This window comes from Escherichia sp. AM3 (genome assembly GCF_032029835.1).
Lineage (GTDB): Bacteria > Pseudomonadota > Gammaproteobacteria > Enterobacterales > Enterobacteriaceae > Escherichia > Escherichia coli.
Genome location: NZ_JAVUPQ010000019.1, coordinates 48,139 through 63,782 on the forward strand (window position 1 = coordinate 48,139; position 15,644 = coordinate 63,782).

A 15,644-nucleotide genomic window follows, 5' to 3' on the forward strand; every position below is an offset into this window, starting at 1 on the left:
ATGCGACGCTGTCGCGTCTTATCAGGCCTGGAGCCGTTGCCAAATGTAGGCCGGATAAGGCGTTTACGCCGCATCCGGCATTTGCTTAGCGCAGAGTGAAGATTAACCTATCTGCCCATTCCCCAAATGTTTAACGCGGCGCTTAACTTCTTCCTGCTTACCAGCGTTAAACGGACGTGCATCCGGGCTACCTAAATATCCGCACACGCGGCGAGTTACCGACACACGGGAGGCGTCATGGTTACCACATTTCGGGCAAGTGAAGCCTTTGCTGGTGCACTCGAACTCACCGGTAAAGCCACACTCGTAGCACTCATCAATCGGTGTATTGGTGCCGTAATACGGTACATGCTGATAGCTGTAATCCCAGACATCTTCCAGCGCTTTCAGGTTGTGCTGAATGTTTGGATACTCGCCGTAGCAAATGAAACCACCGTTCGCCAGCGGCGGGTAAGGCGCTTCAAAGTCGATCTTGTCGTACGGGTTCACCTTCTTCTCCACATCAAGGTGGAAACTGTTGGTGTAGTAACCTTTATCGGTCACGCCCGGCACCACGCCAAACTCAGCAGTATCGAGACGGCAGAAGCGGTCGCACAGGTTTTCACTCGGCGTGCTGTAGAGACTGAAACCATAACCCGTTTCTTCTTTCCACTGATCCACTGCCTGACGCAGACGTTCAACAATCGCGATACCTTTCGCGCGGAGCTGCTCGTTGTCGTAAACATGCTCGCCGCCGAACAGCGCGTTAATGGTTTCGTGGATGCCGATGTAACCCAGCGAAATAGACGCACGACCGTTTTTGAAGATTTCAGAAACATCATCGTCAGCATTGAGACGCACGCCACAAGCACCTTCCATATAGAGGATCGGGGCCACGCGCGCTTTCACGCCTTCGAGACGAGCGATACGGGTCATCAGCGCCTTACGTGCCAGCACCAGACGTTCATCCAGCAGCTTCCAGAAGGTGGCTTCATCGCCTTTTGCTTCCAGAGCAATACGCGGCAGGTTCAGGCTGATCACGCCGAGGTTGTTACGACCATCGTGGATCTGCTCGCCGTTTTCATTTTCCCACACGCCGAGGAAGCTGCGGCAGCCCATCGGGGTTTTAAACGAACCGGTGACTTTCACTACCTGATCGTAGTTCAGGATATCCGGATACATGCGCTTGCTTGCGCACTCCAGCGCCAGCTGTTTGATGTCGTAGTTCGGATCGCCTTTTTTATGGTTCAGACCATCGCGAATCGCAAACACCAGTTTCGGGAACACCGCAGTTTTACGGTTTTTACCGAGACCTGCGATACGGTTACGCAGGATAGATTCCTGAATCAGGCGCGATTCCCAGCTGGTGCCCAGACCAAAACCAAAAGTTACAAACGGCGTTTGACCGTTGGCGGTATGCAGGGTGTTTACTTCGTACTCCAGCGACTGGAAGGCGTCATAGCACTCTTTGATGGTACGAGAGTTAGCGTAGCCTTCGGCGTCCGGGATGTTCCACTCTTCTGCGGTCTTGCGATGTTTGTTGTAGCTGGCGGTGACAAACGGTGCCAGCACTTCATCGATACGGTTAATGGTGGTGCCGCCATAAATATGGCTGGCAACCTGAGCAATAATCTGCGCAGTTACCGCGGTTGCCGTAGAGATCGACTTCGGCGGTTCAATCTCGGCGTTCCCCATCTTAAAGCCCTGGGTCAGCATGCCTTTCAGGTCGATCAACATGCAGTTGAACATCGGGAAGAACGGCGAGTAATCGAGATCGTGATAGTGAATATCGCCACGCTCATGTGCCTGCACCACGTCACGCGGCAGCAGGTGCTGACGTGCATAGTGTTTAGCCACGATCCCGGCCAGCAGGTCGCGCTGGGTTGGAATCACCTTGCTGTCTTTGTTGGCGTTTTCGTTGAGTAACGAGGCGTTGGTCTGCTCGACCAGACCACGGATCTCCTGGTTCAGGCGACCGCGTTTTTCACGTTCAATGTCGCGATCGTGACGGTACTCGATATAAGCACGAGCCAGTTGTTTGTATGGACCCGACATCAGCTGGTTTTCAACTGCGGTCTGGATCTCGTTGATATCCACCTGGTTGCGGCCCTGCATCTGCTCGCTGACAACCGCAGCAACAGTGGCACAATAATCGGCATCATCGACTTCCGCTGCTTTAGCTGCACGCAGAATCGCTTCTTTGATGCGCTCTGATTTAAACGGCACTTTGCAGCCGTCTCGTTTCATCACATGCGGTGTCATGATCGCTCCATATTTTTAAGAACAGGTTATCCACAGGAATTGGGAAAGGCGTTTTCCGGTTTTTTCGTTTCGTTTTCCGGTGCTTTCCGCAATCGCCATCCGCTTATCCACAACACCGCACCTTTTTCGTGGGGAGCTGTAGTAGCAATTATAGTTGATTAATACAACATATTGGGTTGGGACGCATTTTAAAGTCTATATATAGTGCTTTGCATCAAGGATGTTTTAACTTTTTTTGATGTAGCTCAAAGTAAAAAGCAGAGCGTACGGATGACGGGCGCTACAGCGATATGTAAATTTTTTAATGAATTTTCTGGTTGAAAAATCAACAAAAACAACATACTGACAGACAAAACCCCGGAATGACCGGCATTACCGGGGCTTAGGGAAGATTTACTTCTGTAACCACCAGACAGCCTCAAAAGGCCGTAAAGTCATGGCACAGGGTTGTGGTGAGGCTTCTTCGTAGTTATGCATCACAAGTTGCCAGTTGCCGCGCATTTTCCCTGGCTGCCAGGGTTGGATCTCACGGCTAAGGTTGGCAATGACCAGCAAGGTTTGCCCCTTCCATTCACGGCGATAGCACCACAATACAGGGCTGTTTGGCAGCAGATCCTGGTAATTGCCCCATGTCAGGATGGCTTCTTGCTTACGCAATGCGATTAACTTTTGGTAGGTGTAAAACACCGAGGAATCATCGGCCAGCGCGGCTTCTACGTTGATTTGTTGATAGTTATCGCCCAGGCCAATCCACGGTTCGCCAGCCGTAAACCCGGCATTATCGCCGTTGCTCCATTGCATGGGCGTGCGGCTGTTGTCACGGGATTTACTGGCGAGGATTGCCAATAACTCGTCGGCATCACGCCCATCGTTGCGCAGCTCGGCAAACATATTGAGGCTCTCCACGTCGCGATAGTCAGTAATGCGCGAGAAATGTGGGTTGGTCATGCCAATCTCTTCGCCCTGGTAGATATACGGCGTTCCCTGCATGCCGTGCAGCACCATCGCCAGCATTTTTGCCGCAGGCACGCGGTATTCACCTTCATCACCAAAGCGAGAAACAATGCGCGGCTGATCGTGGTTACACCAGAACAAGGCATTCCATGCCACGTTGTGCATTCCTTGTTGCCAGTGGCGGAACAATGTTTTCAACGCCACAAAGTCAGGTTTAGCCAGCGTCCATTTTTCACCACCGGGATAATCGACCTTCAGGTGATGAAAATTAAAGGTCATCGACAATTCACTGCCTGTCAGTGCCGCGTATCGCTGGCAATGCTCAAGGCTGGTGGAGGACATTTCACCTACGGTCATTAACCCGCGTGGCGTAAACACATCGCGGTTCATCTCGTGCAAAAACTCGTGTGCTCGTGGCCCGTCGGTGTAGAAGCGACGCCCGTCGCCATCCAGGTCTTCAGGGAAACGCGGGTCTTTGGAGATCAGATTCACCACATCCAGGCGCAACCCGTCGACCCCACGATCGGCCCAGAATTCACAGACTTTTTTCAGCTCTGCGCGTACCGCTGGATTCTCCCAGTTGAGATCCGCCTGTTCTGGTGCAAAGAGATGCAAATAGTACTGTTCGCTTTCCGCATGCCAGCGCCACGCACTACCGCCAAATTTTGAACGCCAGTTGTTCGGTGGCGTTTCTGGTTCGCCATCGCGCCAGATATAAAACTGGCGGTAAGGGCTTTCTTTGTTCAGCGCCTCGCGAAACCAGGCATGTTGGGTAGAGGTATGGTTAAACACCATATCGAGAATGATACGAATCCCGCGCGATTTTGCCTGCGTCACCAGTTCGTCAAAATCGTCCAGCGTGCCGTAGGTGGGATCAATCGCCGTATAGTTCGCTACATCGTAACCGTTATCGACCTGGGGAGAGACATAAAAGGGGGTTAGCCAGATGGCATCAACGCCCAGTTTATGCAGATAGTCCAGGCGTTGGATAACGCCACGTAAATCGCCGGTGCCGCTACCCGTGGTGTCCTGAAAACTCTTTGGATAAATCTGGTAGATAACGCCGTTTTGCCACCAGTGGGGAAGATTAGTCATTACGTTATTCCTGCAAATGCGAGGGGGCGCAATTGCGCCCCGAAGAAAATTAAACAATGTCCAGCGTGCCCAGGCGGTATTTCCGCTGATAGATAAACGAGGTGAGTACAATCGGGATGATGATGGCGATAGCCATTGCCAGCGCAAATACCTGCCAGTAGCTCGGTTGAATCGAGAGAATTCCCGGCAGGCCGCCTACGCCGATGCCATTCGCCATAACGCCGTTCAGGCCGCATAGCAATCCTGCCAGACCAGAACCAATCATCGCGCACAGCATCGGGAAGCGATATTTCAGGTTGATGCCGTACATTGCAGGCTCAGTGACCCCAAGCCAGGCGGAGATAGCGGCAGGCACGGAGATCTCGCGTTCATTGTGCTTGCGGCTGGAAATGATAATGCCTATCACGGCGGAGCCCTGAGCGATATTCGACAGCGCAATCAGCGGCCACACTGGCGTGCCACCCATGCTTTGAATCATCTGCAAATCAATAGCAAGCGTGGTCTGGTGTACACCGGTGATCACCAGCGGGGCGTACAGGAAGCCAAACAATGCTGCGCCAATAGGTGCAAAGCTGCCGGTCATCAGGTGACGTACCGCAAAGGCAACGCCATCGCCAATCATGCGTCCAAACGGACCAATCAGCGCATGGGCGAGGAACACCGCGAGGATCAGCGAACAGACGGGTACCACCACCAGATAGAGGTAATCCGGCACGATGCGTTTAAGGCGAGTTTCAATAACGCCCAGCGCCAGTCCGGCTAACAGTGCCGGGATCACCTGCGCCTGATAGCCTACTTTGGCGATGCTGAACATGCCAAAGTCCCATACTTCCGGCAGCTGCTGCCCGAGCAGATAAGCGTTCATCAGCTGTGGAGAAACCAGTGTCACGCCAAGCACGATACCAAGGATCGGCGTGCCGCCCATTTTTTTCACCGCTGACCAGCAAATACCGACCGGCAGGTAGAAGAAGATCGCTTCACCGATCAACCACAGAAAATCGTAGATCGTTTGCAGGGAAGGGTACATTTGCGCCAGCGTCTGACCGTTGCTCATGGGCAAATCGCCGATCACATTGCGAAAACCGAGGATCAAACCGCCGCTAATCAACGCGGGCAGCAGCGGGAAGAAGATCTCCGCGAAATGAGAGATCAACTGCTCATGCCATTTCATATTCTGCCGGGCGGCTTTTTTTACCTGCTCTTTATCAACCTGCGCCTGTCCGGTTGACGCAATCAGTGCTTGATAGTAATCACCCACATTGGTGCCAATCACCACCTGAAATTGCCCGGCATTGGTGAAACAGCCTTTCACCATGGGGAGTTGCTCAATTTCTTTCGGTCTGGCATTGGCCGGTTGGTTGAGGACAAAGCGCAGGCGAGTAATACAGTGGCTCACCGTCGCAATATTGCCGCGCCCGCCGACCAGTTCAATCAACCGATCGATATCCGTTTGGTTTATTTTGCTCATCATAAAGCCCCATGGCAGATGACATTTTTGGTTGGCTGCAGAATATATTGCGCGGAAAAATTTAAAAACGGGAACGTTCCCGAAGCGCAGCGAAGATCACAATTTATCGTTCAGGTAACGATCAGGACAGGGTGGCGGGGATGATGATTTGTTGCGGTTCGCTGCGCCCGGTTACCTGTGCGATCAATTGGCAGGCCGCCTGGCGTCCAGCTTCGGCGTAACCAGGATCTACGGTGACGATCTCCGGATGAAGGAATTTCATTAACGGCGTATTACCGACGCTCGCCAGTTGCAAGGTGTCGATGCGTTGCTCTTGCAGGTATTTACTTGCGCCAAGTGCCAGCGTGTCGGTTGCGCACAGTAACGCAGTAGTTTCAGGCGTAATCACTTTTGCTACGTTCTCATAGCCTTGCTTCATAGCAAGCCCTGGCAGAGCGGCAACGGGATGCAGTTTATGCGCTTTGCAGAACGCCAGGTAGGCTTCGTGACGTCGCTTACCGGTTGTCACGTCACTATGCGGCACGCCGAGATAACTGATATTACGATGCCCCTGGTCATACAGCCGTTGCATCAGGATCTTGATTGCCCCTTCGTCGTCATAACAGACCGAAGCAAAGCCTTTTGCGTCACGCGCCAGCAGAACCAGCGATGACTGCCAGTGGGCTAACATTTCTTCTGTTATGCCAGTAAAACCGAACAGCACTACGCCGTCGATATTACGCCGTTTCAGCACCCCCAAATGTTCGGCAACTAATTGCGGGGAAAACTGACTTTCCATCATGATTGGGTCGTAACCTTGTTCATAGAACGCTGGCAGCATGGTTTGAACGGCGAGATTTTCTGACAACGAATCCAGGCGGGTAACAATGATGGCGACCACTTTATCGCTTTGCCCACGCATAGCGCGCGCAGAGCGGGAAGGGGAAAATCCATGCTGATTCATCACTGCTTCAACACGCTCGCGGGTGCGCTGGCTCACGCCGCTTTCGTTATTCAGCACCCGGGAAACCGTAGATTTCCCCACGCCGCTTAAGCGCGCGATGTCTTTGATGGTCAGCCGATTTTGCATCCTGTTGTCCTGTAACGTGTTGTTTAATTATTTGAGCCTAACTTTACCCGTGCATTCAGCAATGGGTAAAGTCTGGTTTATCGTTGGTTTAGTTGCCAGCAGGTATTATATCGCCATAGATGCTACGAATATTATTGGATTCTCCTTATTATTTGCGGCGCTTTTTTCACTTACCGGAGGTTATATGGAACCTGATCCCACGCCTCTCCCTCGACGGAGATTAAAACTTTTCCGGTAAGCCCGTCTTTTCACGGCGTTACCGGATGCGTAAGGCCGTGACGTTTTAACGTCCCTGCTCAGCTTTATTACCTTCAGGTAAGGCTTCGCCACGCCTGAAGACATTTCTGTACTGTTTCAGACAGTGCGGAGGGACTCCTTATGTTTAAAGAAATTTTTACCCGGCTCATTCGCCATTTACCTTCCCGTCTGGTTCATCGCGATCCATTGCCTGGCGCGCAGCAGACAGTGAATACGGCGGTCCCGCCGTCCTTAAGTGCGCATTGCCTGAAAATGGCGGTGATGCCCGAAGAAGAATTATGGAAAACGTTCGACACCCATCCGGAAGGGTTAAATCAGGCGGAAGTGGAATCTGCCCGCGAACAACATGGTGAAAATAAATTACCCGCACAACAACCGTCGCCGTGGTGGGTACATTTATGGGTCTGCTATCGCAACCCCTTTAATATTTTACTCACCATTCTCGGCGCTATTTCTTACGCCACGGAAGATTTATTTGCCGCGGGCGTTATCGCGCTAATGGTCGCTATTTCAACGTTGCTGAACTTTATTCAGGAAGCACGTTCCACTAAAGCGGCAGATGCCCTGAAAGCGATGGTCAGCAATACCGCGACGGTGCTGCGCGTAATTAACGACAAAGGCGAAAATGGCTGGCTGGAGATCCCGATCGACCAGCTGGTGCCCGGCGATATTATAAAACTGGCGGCGGGAGATATGATCCCGGCAGATTTACGTATCTTGCAGGCGCGGGATCTGTTCGTCGCTCAGGCGTCGTTAACCGGTGAGTCTCTGCCCGTAGAAAAAGCCGCTACCACTCGCCAGCCGGAGCACAGCAATCCGCTGGAGTGCGATACCCTGTGTTTTATGGGCACCACCGTGGTGAGCGGCACGGCACAAGCAATGGTGATTGCTACAGGAGCCAACACCTGGTTTGGTCAACTGGCGGGGCGTGTTAGTGAGCAGGAAAGCGAGCCGAATGCCTTTCAGCAGGGGATCAGCCGCGTCAGTATGCTGCTGATTCGCTTTATGCTGGTGATGGCTCCGGTGGTGTTGCTTATCAACGGTTACACCAAAGGCGACTGGTGGGAAGCGGCACTGTTTGCGCTTTCGGTCGCGGTAGGCTTAACGCCGGAAATGTTGCCGATGATTGTTACCTCGACGCTGGCGCGCGGCGCAGTAAAGCTGTCGAAACAGAAAGTGATCGTCAAACATCTGGATGCTATTCAGAACTTTGGCGCAATGGATATTCTGTGCACTGATAAAACCGGCACCCTGACACAGGACAAAATTGTGCTGGAGAATCATACCGATATCTCCGGTAAAACCAGCGAACGCGTGCTGCATAGCGCGTGGTTGAACAGTCATTATCAGACCGGACTTAAAAACCTGCTCGATACAGCGGTGCTCGAAGGTACGGATGAAGAGTCAGCGCGCTCGCTGGCCAGTCGTTGGCAAAAAATTGATGAGATTCCGTTTGATTTCGAGCGTCGCCGGATGTCGGTGGTAGTGGCAGAAAATACCGAGCACCATCAGCTGGTTTGCAAAGGTGCATTGCAGGAAATCCTCAATGTGTGTTCGCAGGTGCGTCACAATGGCGAGATTGTGCCGCTCGATGACATCATGCTGCGTAAGATTAAGCGGGTTACTGATACGCTGAATCGTCAGGGGCTGCGCGTGGTTGCGGTGGCGACGAAATACCTGCCAGCGCGTGAAGGAGATTACCAGCGGGCGGATGAATCCGACCTGATCCTCGAAGGATATATTGCTTTCCTTGATCCGCCAAAAGAGACAACTGCTCCGGCACTGAAGGCATTAAAAGCGAGTGGAATTACCGTAAAAATCCTTACTGGCGACAGTGAGTTAGTTGCAGCGAAAGTGTGCCATGAAGTGGGGCTGGACGCGGGAGAGGTGGTCATTGGTAGTGATATTGAAACGCTATCTGACGACGAACTGGCAAATCTCGCACAGCGCACCACGCTGTTTGCTCGTCTGACGCCGATGCATAAAGAACGCATTGTGACCTTACTGAAGCGCGAAGGGCATGTGGTTGGCTTTATGGGCGATGGTATTAATGATGCGCCCGCCTTACGCGCTGCGGATATCGGCATTTCTGTGGACGGCGCGGTAGATATTGCCCGTGAAGCGGCTGATATCATCCTGCTGGAAAAAAGCCTGATGGTGCTGGAAGAGGGGGTTATTGAAGGACGTCGCACTTTCGCCAACATGCTGAAATACATCAAAATGACGGCGAGCTCCAACTTCGGTAATGTGTTCAGCGTGCTGGTGGCGAGTGCTTTCTTGCCCTTCCTGCCGATGTTGCCGTTACACTTGCTTATTCAGAACCTGCTGTATGATGTGTCACAGGTGGCGATCCCGTTTGATAACGTCGACGACGAGCAAATTCAAAAGCCGCAGCGTTGGAATCCGGCGGATCTGGGGCGCTTTATGATCTTCTTCGGACCGATCAGCTCGATCTTCGATATTCTGACGTTTTGCCTGATGTGGTGGGTATTCCATGCCAACACGCCGGAAACGCAAACGCTGTTCCAGTCGGGATGGTTTGTGGTGGGCTTACTGTCGCAAACGCTGATTGTGCATATGATCCGCACCCGCCGTGTGCCGTTTATTCAGAGCTGTGCATCGTGGCCGTTAATGATCATGACCGTGATCGTGATGATTGTCGGGATCGCATTGCCGTTTTCACCGCTGGCCAGTTATCTGCAATTACAGGCGCTGCCGTTAAGCTATTTCCCGTGGCTGGTTGCGATTCTGGCAGGGTATATGACATTAACCCAGTTGGTGAAAGGGTTCTATAGCCGTCGTTACGGCTGGCAATAAAGAATAAACTGGGCACGATAGCCCCGATTCAGATTGCAGACAAAGTAAGCTTTGTTCATGCCGGATGCGGCGTAAATGCCTTATCCGGCCAACAAATTCAATAAATTGCAGGAATCACGTAGGCCTGATAAGCGTAGCGCATCAGGCGATTTTGCGTTTGTCATCAGACTTAATCCGGGCATGATAGCCCGGATTTCCATCAAGATTAGCGACGAACAGCGATCGCTTCGATCTCAATCTTCACGTCTTTCGGCAGACGGGCGACTTCAACGCAAGAACGTGCCGGGAAGGTGGCGTTGTGTTCGGTGAAGAAGGCTTCGTAGGTAGCATTAACGGTAGCGAAGTCGTTCAGATCTTTCACAAACACGGTGGTTTTAACGATGTCGCCCACTTTCAGGCCAGCGGCTTCGACGATCGCTTTTACGTTATCCAGCGACTGACGTGCCTGTGCAGCGACGTCTGCCGGTACTTCACCCGTTTTCGGATTTACCGGGATCTGACCGGAGGTGATGATCATATTGCCCAGATCAACGCCCTGTACGTAAGGACCGATAGCTGCCGGTGCATTTTCCGTCGCGATAGTTTTGCTCATGATTTCTCCTTTATTACAGCGGTAAAAAGTCTGGCTCATTATAGGGAGCCAGACTTTTATTACCAACCGCAATTAATTGGCCAGCACCACATTATGGGAAAACTCTTTTTCACAGTATTTGCATTTGAGCGCGATGTCATTGGCGCGTTTTCGCACGGCAAAGCTGGAAGAAACCGGTTCGGCATGGCTGATACAGTTGCTGTTCGGGCAGACCAGCACATTGTCGATGCGCTCTGGCAGACTGGGGCGCGATTTACCCACCACTTCATAGTTGTCGATACGGTTAACCGTGGCTTGCGGCGCATACAATGCCAGTTGATCTACCTGATCTTCACTCAAAAAGGTATTTTCGATTTTGATCAGATCTTTGCGGCCCATCTCGCCAGAAGGCAAGTTCAGACCGATGGTGATGCGCTGATCCGTTTCGGTCAGCTTGAACAGACTTAACAGCTTAAAACCGATCTGGGCGGGGATATGGTCAATTACCGTGCCGCGTTTAATAGCTTCAACCTGCAATTTATTATCGTGTGTCATCTCTATTTCCCCTTACAGTACCAGATCGCGATTCAGAACCAGTGCCAGTAACGCCTGGCGAGCGAAAATCCCGTTGCCTGCCTGCTGGAAGTACCAGGCGTGTGGCGTTTTATCAACATCCGTCGCAATCTCATCAACACGCGGCAGCGGATGCAGCACTTTCATATTGGCTTTGGCGTTGTGGAGATCGCTGGCGCGAAGAACAAACTGCGCTTTCACGTTGGCGTACTCGGACGGGTCCAGACGCTCTTTTTGCACGCGGGTCATGTACAGGATGTCTACTTCCGCCATCACTTCTTCAATAGAGCTGTGCAGACTCCATGCGATCCCTTTTTCATCGAGCATATCCAGAATGTATTGCGGCATTGCCAGCGCGTCCGGCGCGATGAAGTAAAAACGGTTGCCGTCGAACTTCGCTAACGCCTGAGTCAGGGAGTGAACGGTGCGGCCATATTTCAGGTCACCAACCATTGCGACGTGGAGATTGTCCAGACGCCCCTGGGTTTCCTGAATAGTGAATAAGTCCAGCAAGGTTTGCGTCGGATGTTGGTTGGAGCCATCACCGGCATTCAGTACCGGTACATTGCCGGAAAACTCGGTGGCCAGGCGCGCCGCACCTTCCTGCGGATGACGCATCACTATCGCATCGACGTAAGTGCTGATAACCGAAATGGTATCGGCCAGCGTTTCGCCCTTTTTACCCAGTGATGTATTGGCGCTGTCGGAGAAGCCCACCACGCTGGCACCCAGGCGGTGCATAGATGTTTCGAAAGAGAGACGGGTACGGGTAGAGGCTTCGAAGAAACAGCTGGCAATGACTTTGTGCTTCAACAGCTCTGGTTGCGGGTTTGCTTTCAGTTTCGCCGCTGTCGCCAGCACCAGATTAAGGTCATCGCGACTAAGGTCGTTTATGGAAATGATATGTTTCTGATATAGCGGATTAGCCATCTTTTATCTCCTGACGCCTGGGCAAAAAAAAGCCCCTCGATTGAGGGGCTGGGAATGGGTGATCAACGGGAAGAAAAACGGCAGGCCAGCGTCTTTTTTCAGACGCGGTAAGACAAAATGTCGAACACACTGAACCATACATCCTCCCGGCAAATTGTCCGGCATTATACTCATCGTCAGAAGCGGCGCAAGCATTTGATGCAATATTTTGTCAGCGCAAACGGTTTATTTGAATTATAAGTCAAAATATATGCATTTTTATTTGCTGTGATTCTGGAGGGGAACTGTCCTTCGGTATCAATAATTGCAGACATTCCCTGCTTTTTTCTTTTTCACTTTCACGCAATCAGATATGCATTTTATTCCATTCATCCGACTTATAGGGCGGAGTGTGAAAACGAACGGCTAACACTATTGCTTACTGCTCAGGGATGCGCGCTATCACTTTAATTTCAAAATCAAAGCCTGCCAGCCATGTAACACCCACCGCCGTCCAGTTTGGATAAGGTGGGGCGCTAATATTTCATTTTTCACCGTCATGATGTCTTCAAATTGGTTTTCTGGATCGGTATGGAAGCTCGTAACATCAATGATATCGTCAAAAGTGCATCCCGCAGCAGCCAGGGTCGCATACAAATTATCAAATGCCAGTCTGACTTGTTGCTGAAAATCGGGTTCTGGTGTTCCGTCCTCTCGACTTCCTACTTGCCCGGAAACAAACAGCAAATCGCCGGAACGAATAGCCGCAGAATAACGATGCTCAGCATACAGTGAATGTCGGCCAGCAGGGAAAACAGCGGTTCTTTCTACCATTTGGTTATCCTCAAGATTTACGACATGAACAGAAGAGTTCTCTTTACCGGGAGCCGCTTTTAGCGGACGACGTGAGTAAACAAAACCCAGACATCATGGATAATGGCTGGGCTTAATTGAGCGTAGTCGGTTATGCGCCAAACGCGCCATCAATGGTATGCATCGCGCCGGTAACAAAGCTGGCTTCTGGCCCTGCTAACCATGCGACCATACCAGCGACCTCTTCCGGTTGCCCATGTCTTTTGATAGCCATAAAACTATGCAACATATCGCGCATTGGCCCGTTGGCGGGATTAGCGTCGGTATCAATTGGCCCTGGCTGGACGACGTTGATGGTGATCCCACGCGGTCCAAAATCACGGGCCAGCCCGCGCGCCATGCCTTGCAGGGCAGATTTGCTGGCGGCATAAGCAGCCATGCCTGCAACAGGCATACGATCGCCATTCACGGAGCCGATGATTAAGATGCGCCCGCCTTCGGGCATCTGCCGGGCGGCTTCAACAGAGGCATGATAAGGAGCATGAATATTGATTTTGAAAAGGCGATCAATATCGTCGGCATTTAATTCCAGGGCATCGCCAAAGACGCCAATACCTGCATTTACTACCAGAATATCCAATGCGCCACTCTTACGAACGACATCAATGACAGCGTCTCTGTCAGCACTATCTGTGAATACTGCTATCGCTCCAGTCTCTTGTGCCAGGTGTTCAGCGGCATCTTTCGACCCCGCATAGGTGAATCGTACATTGGCCCCATCGGTGACGAAACGACGTACCATAGCGGCACCGATTCCACGGCTGCCACCGAGGATGAGAACTGTCTTACCTGTAAAAGCGCCCATAAGGACTCCTTGATTTATTATGTAACATGCATTACAAAACTGTTTTAACTTTCTGTCAACAAGTTTTGTAATGGTCACTAAAAAACAATCTCGCGTTCCTGGTCGTCCCAGACGTTTCGCTCCTGAGCAGGCAGTCTCTGCGGCAAAAGTGCTTTTTCACCAAAAAGGTTTCGATGCTGTTAGTGTTGCTGAAGTTACTGATTATCTTGGTATTAACCCCCCGAGCCTCTACGCGGCTTTTGGCAATAAGGCTGGGTTATTTAGCCGTGTACTCAATGAATATGTCGGTACGGAAGCTATTCCGCTTGCCGATATTCTTCGTGATGATCGTCCGGTAGGGGAGTGCCTGGCTGAGGTATTAAAAGAAGCGGCGCGCAGATATAGCCAAAACGGCGGCTGCGCTGGCTGTATGGTTCTTGAAGGCATTCATAGTCATGATCCACAAGCGCGTGATATTGCCGTTCAATATTATCACGCCGCAGAAACGACCATTTATGACTATATCGCCAGGCGGCATCCACAAAGCGCACAATGTGTGACTGATTTTATGAGTACCGTGATGTCAGGGCTTTCTGCGAAGGCACGAGAGGGGCACTCCCTCGAACAACTCTGTGCAACAGCTGCACTGGCGGGGGAAGCGATAAAAACTATTCTCAAGGAGTGATGCTGACCTTGATCCGAAAGGCGGGAACGCGCCTGCCGATAAGTTGTGATAAGACAATAATTCACGCGTTAAGGCTGGCGGAATTGATCATCTTTTCGTATAACGGTGGAAATGAAACATTGTTTTAATTAAGGAGTGGAAAAGATGATCATCGGAAATATTCATAATCTTCAGCCGTGGCTACCCCAGGAGTTACGCCAGGCGATTGAGCATATCAAAGCACACGTTACGGCAGAAACGCCAAAGGGCAAGCACGATATCGAAGGTAATCGTCTGTTTTATCTTATCTCGGAAGATATGACCGAGCCGTACGAAGCTCGCCGTGCGGAGTACCATGCCCGCTATCTCGACATTCAGATTGTGTTAAAAGGTCAGGAAGGCATGACCTTCAGCACGCAACCTGCAGGCACGCCGGATACCGACTGGTTAGCTGATAAAGACATCGCATTTTTGCCGGAAGGCGTTGATGAGAAAACAGTTATCCTAAATGAAGGTGATTTTGTTGTGTTTTATCCGGGGGAAGTGCATAAACCGCTGTGCGCAGTGGGCGCGCCAGCCCGGGTTCGCAAAGCAGTAGTGAAGATGCTGATGGCGTGATGACTTTTCGCCGTAAATAACTCCAGGTTTACGGCGAGCTTATGAAAAGAGCGTTTTTTGATATTTTTTTGTGAGTAGAATTTGTAATGCTTAGACGTTCTTATTAACTCAAGGAGTCCGTCATGAGCAAAATATCAGATTTGAATTATTCTCAACACATTACATTAGCCGACAATTTTAAACAAAAAAGTGAAGTTTTAAATACCTGGCGTGTTGGAATGAATGATTTTGCCCGTATTGCCGGGGGGCAGGATAGCAGAAGGAATATTCTTTCTTCCAGATCATTTTTGGAGTTTTTGGCTAAGATATTTACCCTGGGTTATGTGGATTTTAGCAAACGCTCCAACGAAGCGGGTAGAAATATGATGGCTCATATTAAGTCCTCATCTTATATCAAAAATAATGATGGTAGTGAGATAATGAAGTTTGTTATGAATAATCCTGAAGGGGAGCGAGCGGATTTATCTAAGGTGGAAATAGAAATTACACTTTCTACTACCACTACTATGGGGACTCGTCAAGGACATACAGTCATTATATTTCCACAATCTGATTTTTTGAGTTTTCGTTATGAAGGTAAGTCTTTTGAAAGAAAAGATGATAGTTCATTACACCTGATTACTAACAAGGTTCTGGCGTGTTACCAACGTGAAGCTAACAAGAATATGGCGCTTCGGTGATGCTGCCAACTTACTGATTTAGTGTATGATGGTGTTTTTGAGGTGCTCCAGTGGCTTCTGTTTCTATCAG

Annotated in this window: 13 protein-coding genes and 2 pseudogenes; 5 read left to right on the top strand and 10 right to left on the bottom strand. The window is 50.9% G+C overall.

Going from position 1 to position 15,644, the window contains the following annotated elements; genetic code table 11:
- Nucleotides 1–102: 102 nt before the first annotated feature.
- The 4 genes from nrdD to treR all read right to left on the bottom strand — a co-directional run bounded on the left by nrdD (nt 103) and on the right by treR (nt 6,827).
- Nucleotides 103–2,241 carry an anaerobic ribonucleoside-triphosphate reductase gene (nrdD, locus tag RTW80_RS10240; RefSeq protein ID WP_000187778.1) on the bottom strand — a complete coding sequence of 713 codons (2,139 nt, stop codon included), beginning with the start codon at nt 2,239–2,241 and terminating at the stop codon, nt 103–105.
- A gap of 393 nt (nt 2,242–2,634) precedes the next feature.
- Complete coding sequence (gene treC / locus RTW80_RS10245; RefSeq protein ID WP_001333756.1) at nt 2,635–4,290, bottom strand: alpha,alpha-phosphotrehalase; 1,656 nt, start codon at nt 4,288–4,290, stop codon at nt 2,635–2,637.
- 49 nt (nt 4,291–4,339) lie between these two features.
- Nucleotides 4,340–5,761, bottom strand: coding sequence for a PTS trehalose transporter subunit IIBC (gene treB / locus RTW80_RS10250; protein WP_001299664.1), 1,422 nt, complete (start codon nt 5,759–5,761; stop codon nt 4,340–4,342).
- Nucleotides 5,762–5,879: 118 nt separating this feature from the next.
- Nucleotides 5,880–6,827 carry a trehalose operon repressor TreR gene (gene treR, locus RTW80_RS10255; protein ID WP_001181324.1) on the bottom strand — a complete coding sequence of 316 codons (948 nt, stop codon included), beginning with the start codon at nt 6,825–6,827 and terminating at the stop codon, nt 5,880–5,882.
- A gap of 184 nt (nt 6,828–7,011) precedes the next feature.
- On the opposite strand from treR, the gene mgtL reads away from it, so the two are divergent.
- Complete coding sequence (gene mgtL / locus RTW80_RS10260) at nt 7,012–7,065, top strand: mgtA regulatory leader peptide MgtL (RefSeq protein WP_001387276.1); 54 nt, start codon at nt 7,012–7,014, stop codon at nt 7,063–7,065.
- A 140-nt stretch (nt 7,066–7,205) separates the two neighbouring features.
- Nucleotides 7,206–9,902, top strand: coding sequence for a magnesium-translocating P-type ATPase (mgtA, locus tag RTW80_RS10265; RefSeq protein WP_000471866.1), 2,697 nt, complete (start codon nt 7,206–7,208; stop codon nt 9,900–9,902).
- Between the two features lie 205 nt (nt 9,903–10,107).
- On the opposite strand, the gene ridA is transcribed toward mgtA, so the two are convergent.
- The 6 genes and pseudogenes from ridA to bdcA all read right to left on the bottom strand — a co-directional run bounded on the left by ridA (nt 10,108) and on the right by bdcA (nt 13,633).
- On the bottom strand, nt 10,108–10,494 hold the full coding sequence (gene ridA / locus RTW80_RS10270; protein WP_000047539.1) for a 2-iminobutanoate/2-iminopropanoate deaminase: 387 nt from the start codon (nt 10,492–10,494) through the stop codon (nt 10,108–10,110).
- Between the two features lie 72 nt (nt 10,495–10,566).
- Nucleotides 10,567–11,028, bottom strand: coding sequence for an aspartate carbamoyltransferase regulatory subunit (gene pyrI, locus RTW80_RS10275; protein WP_000148581.1), 462 nt, complete (start codon nt 11,026–11,028; stop codon nt 10,567–10,569).
- Nucleotides 11,029–11,040: 12 nt separating this feature from the next.
- Nucleotides 11,041–11,976 carry an aspartate carbamoyltransferase gene (gene pyrB / locus RTW80_RS10280; protein WP_000013046.1) on the bottom strand — a complete coding sequence of 312 codons (936 nt, stop codon included), beginning with the start codon at nt 11,974–11,976 and terminating at the stop codon, nt 11,041–11,043.
- Between the two features lie 3 nt (nt 11,977–11,979).
- The gene (gene pyrL, locus RTW80_RS10285; RefSeq protein ID WP_001296693.1) at nt 11,980–12,114 is read right to left on the bottom strand and encodes a pyr operon leader peptide; all 135 of its coding nucleotides are present in this window, start codon (nt 12,112–12,114) and stop codon (nt 11,980–11,982) included.
- 280 nt (nt 12,115–12,394) lie between these two features.
- Nucleotides 12,395–12,789 (bottom strand): annotated as a pseudogene (locus tag RTW80_RS10290) (RidA family protein).
- Between the two features lie 130 nt (nt 12,790–12,919).
- On the bottom strand, nt 12,920–13,633 hold the full coding sequence (gene bdcA, locus RTW80_RS10295; RefSeq protein WP_000500738.1) for an SDR family oxidoreductase: 714 nt from the start codon (nt 13,631–13,633) through the stop codon (nt 12,920–12,922).
- Between the two features lie 70 nt (nt 13,634–13,703).
- Between bdcA and RTW80_RS10300 the strand changes: the two genes are divergently transcribed.
- The 3 genes and pseudogenes from RTW80_RS10300 to yjgL form a co-directional block, all read left to right on the top strand.
- Nucleotides 13,704–14,297, top strand: a complete 594-nt coding sequence (locus tag RTW80_RS10300; RefSeq protein ID WP_000256664.1) for a TetR/AcrR family transcriptional regulator — start codon at nt 13,704–13,706, stop codon at nt 14,295–14,297.
- 144 nt (nt 14,298–14,441) lie between these two features.
- A complete protein-coding gene (gene tabA / locus RTW80_RS10305; protein WP_001336307.1) occupies nt 14,442–14,894 on the top strand; it encodes a toxin-antitoxin biofilm protein TabA in 453 nt (150 codons plus the stop codon).
- Between the two features lie 122 nt (nt 14,895–15,016).
- Nucleotides 15,017–15,565: pseudogene (gene yjgL, locus RTW80_RS10310) on the top strand (protein YjgL); the annotation flags it as partial.
- Between the last annotated feature and the right edge of the window lie 79 nt (nt 15,566–15,644).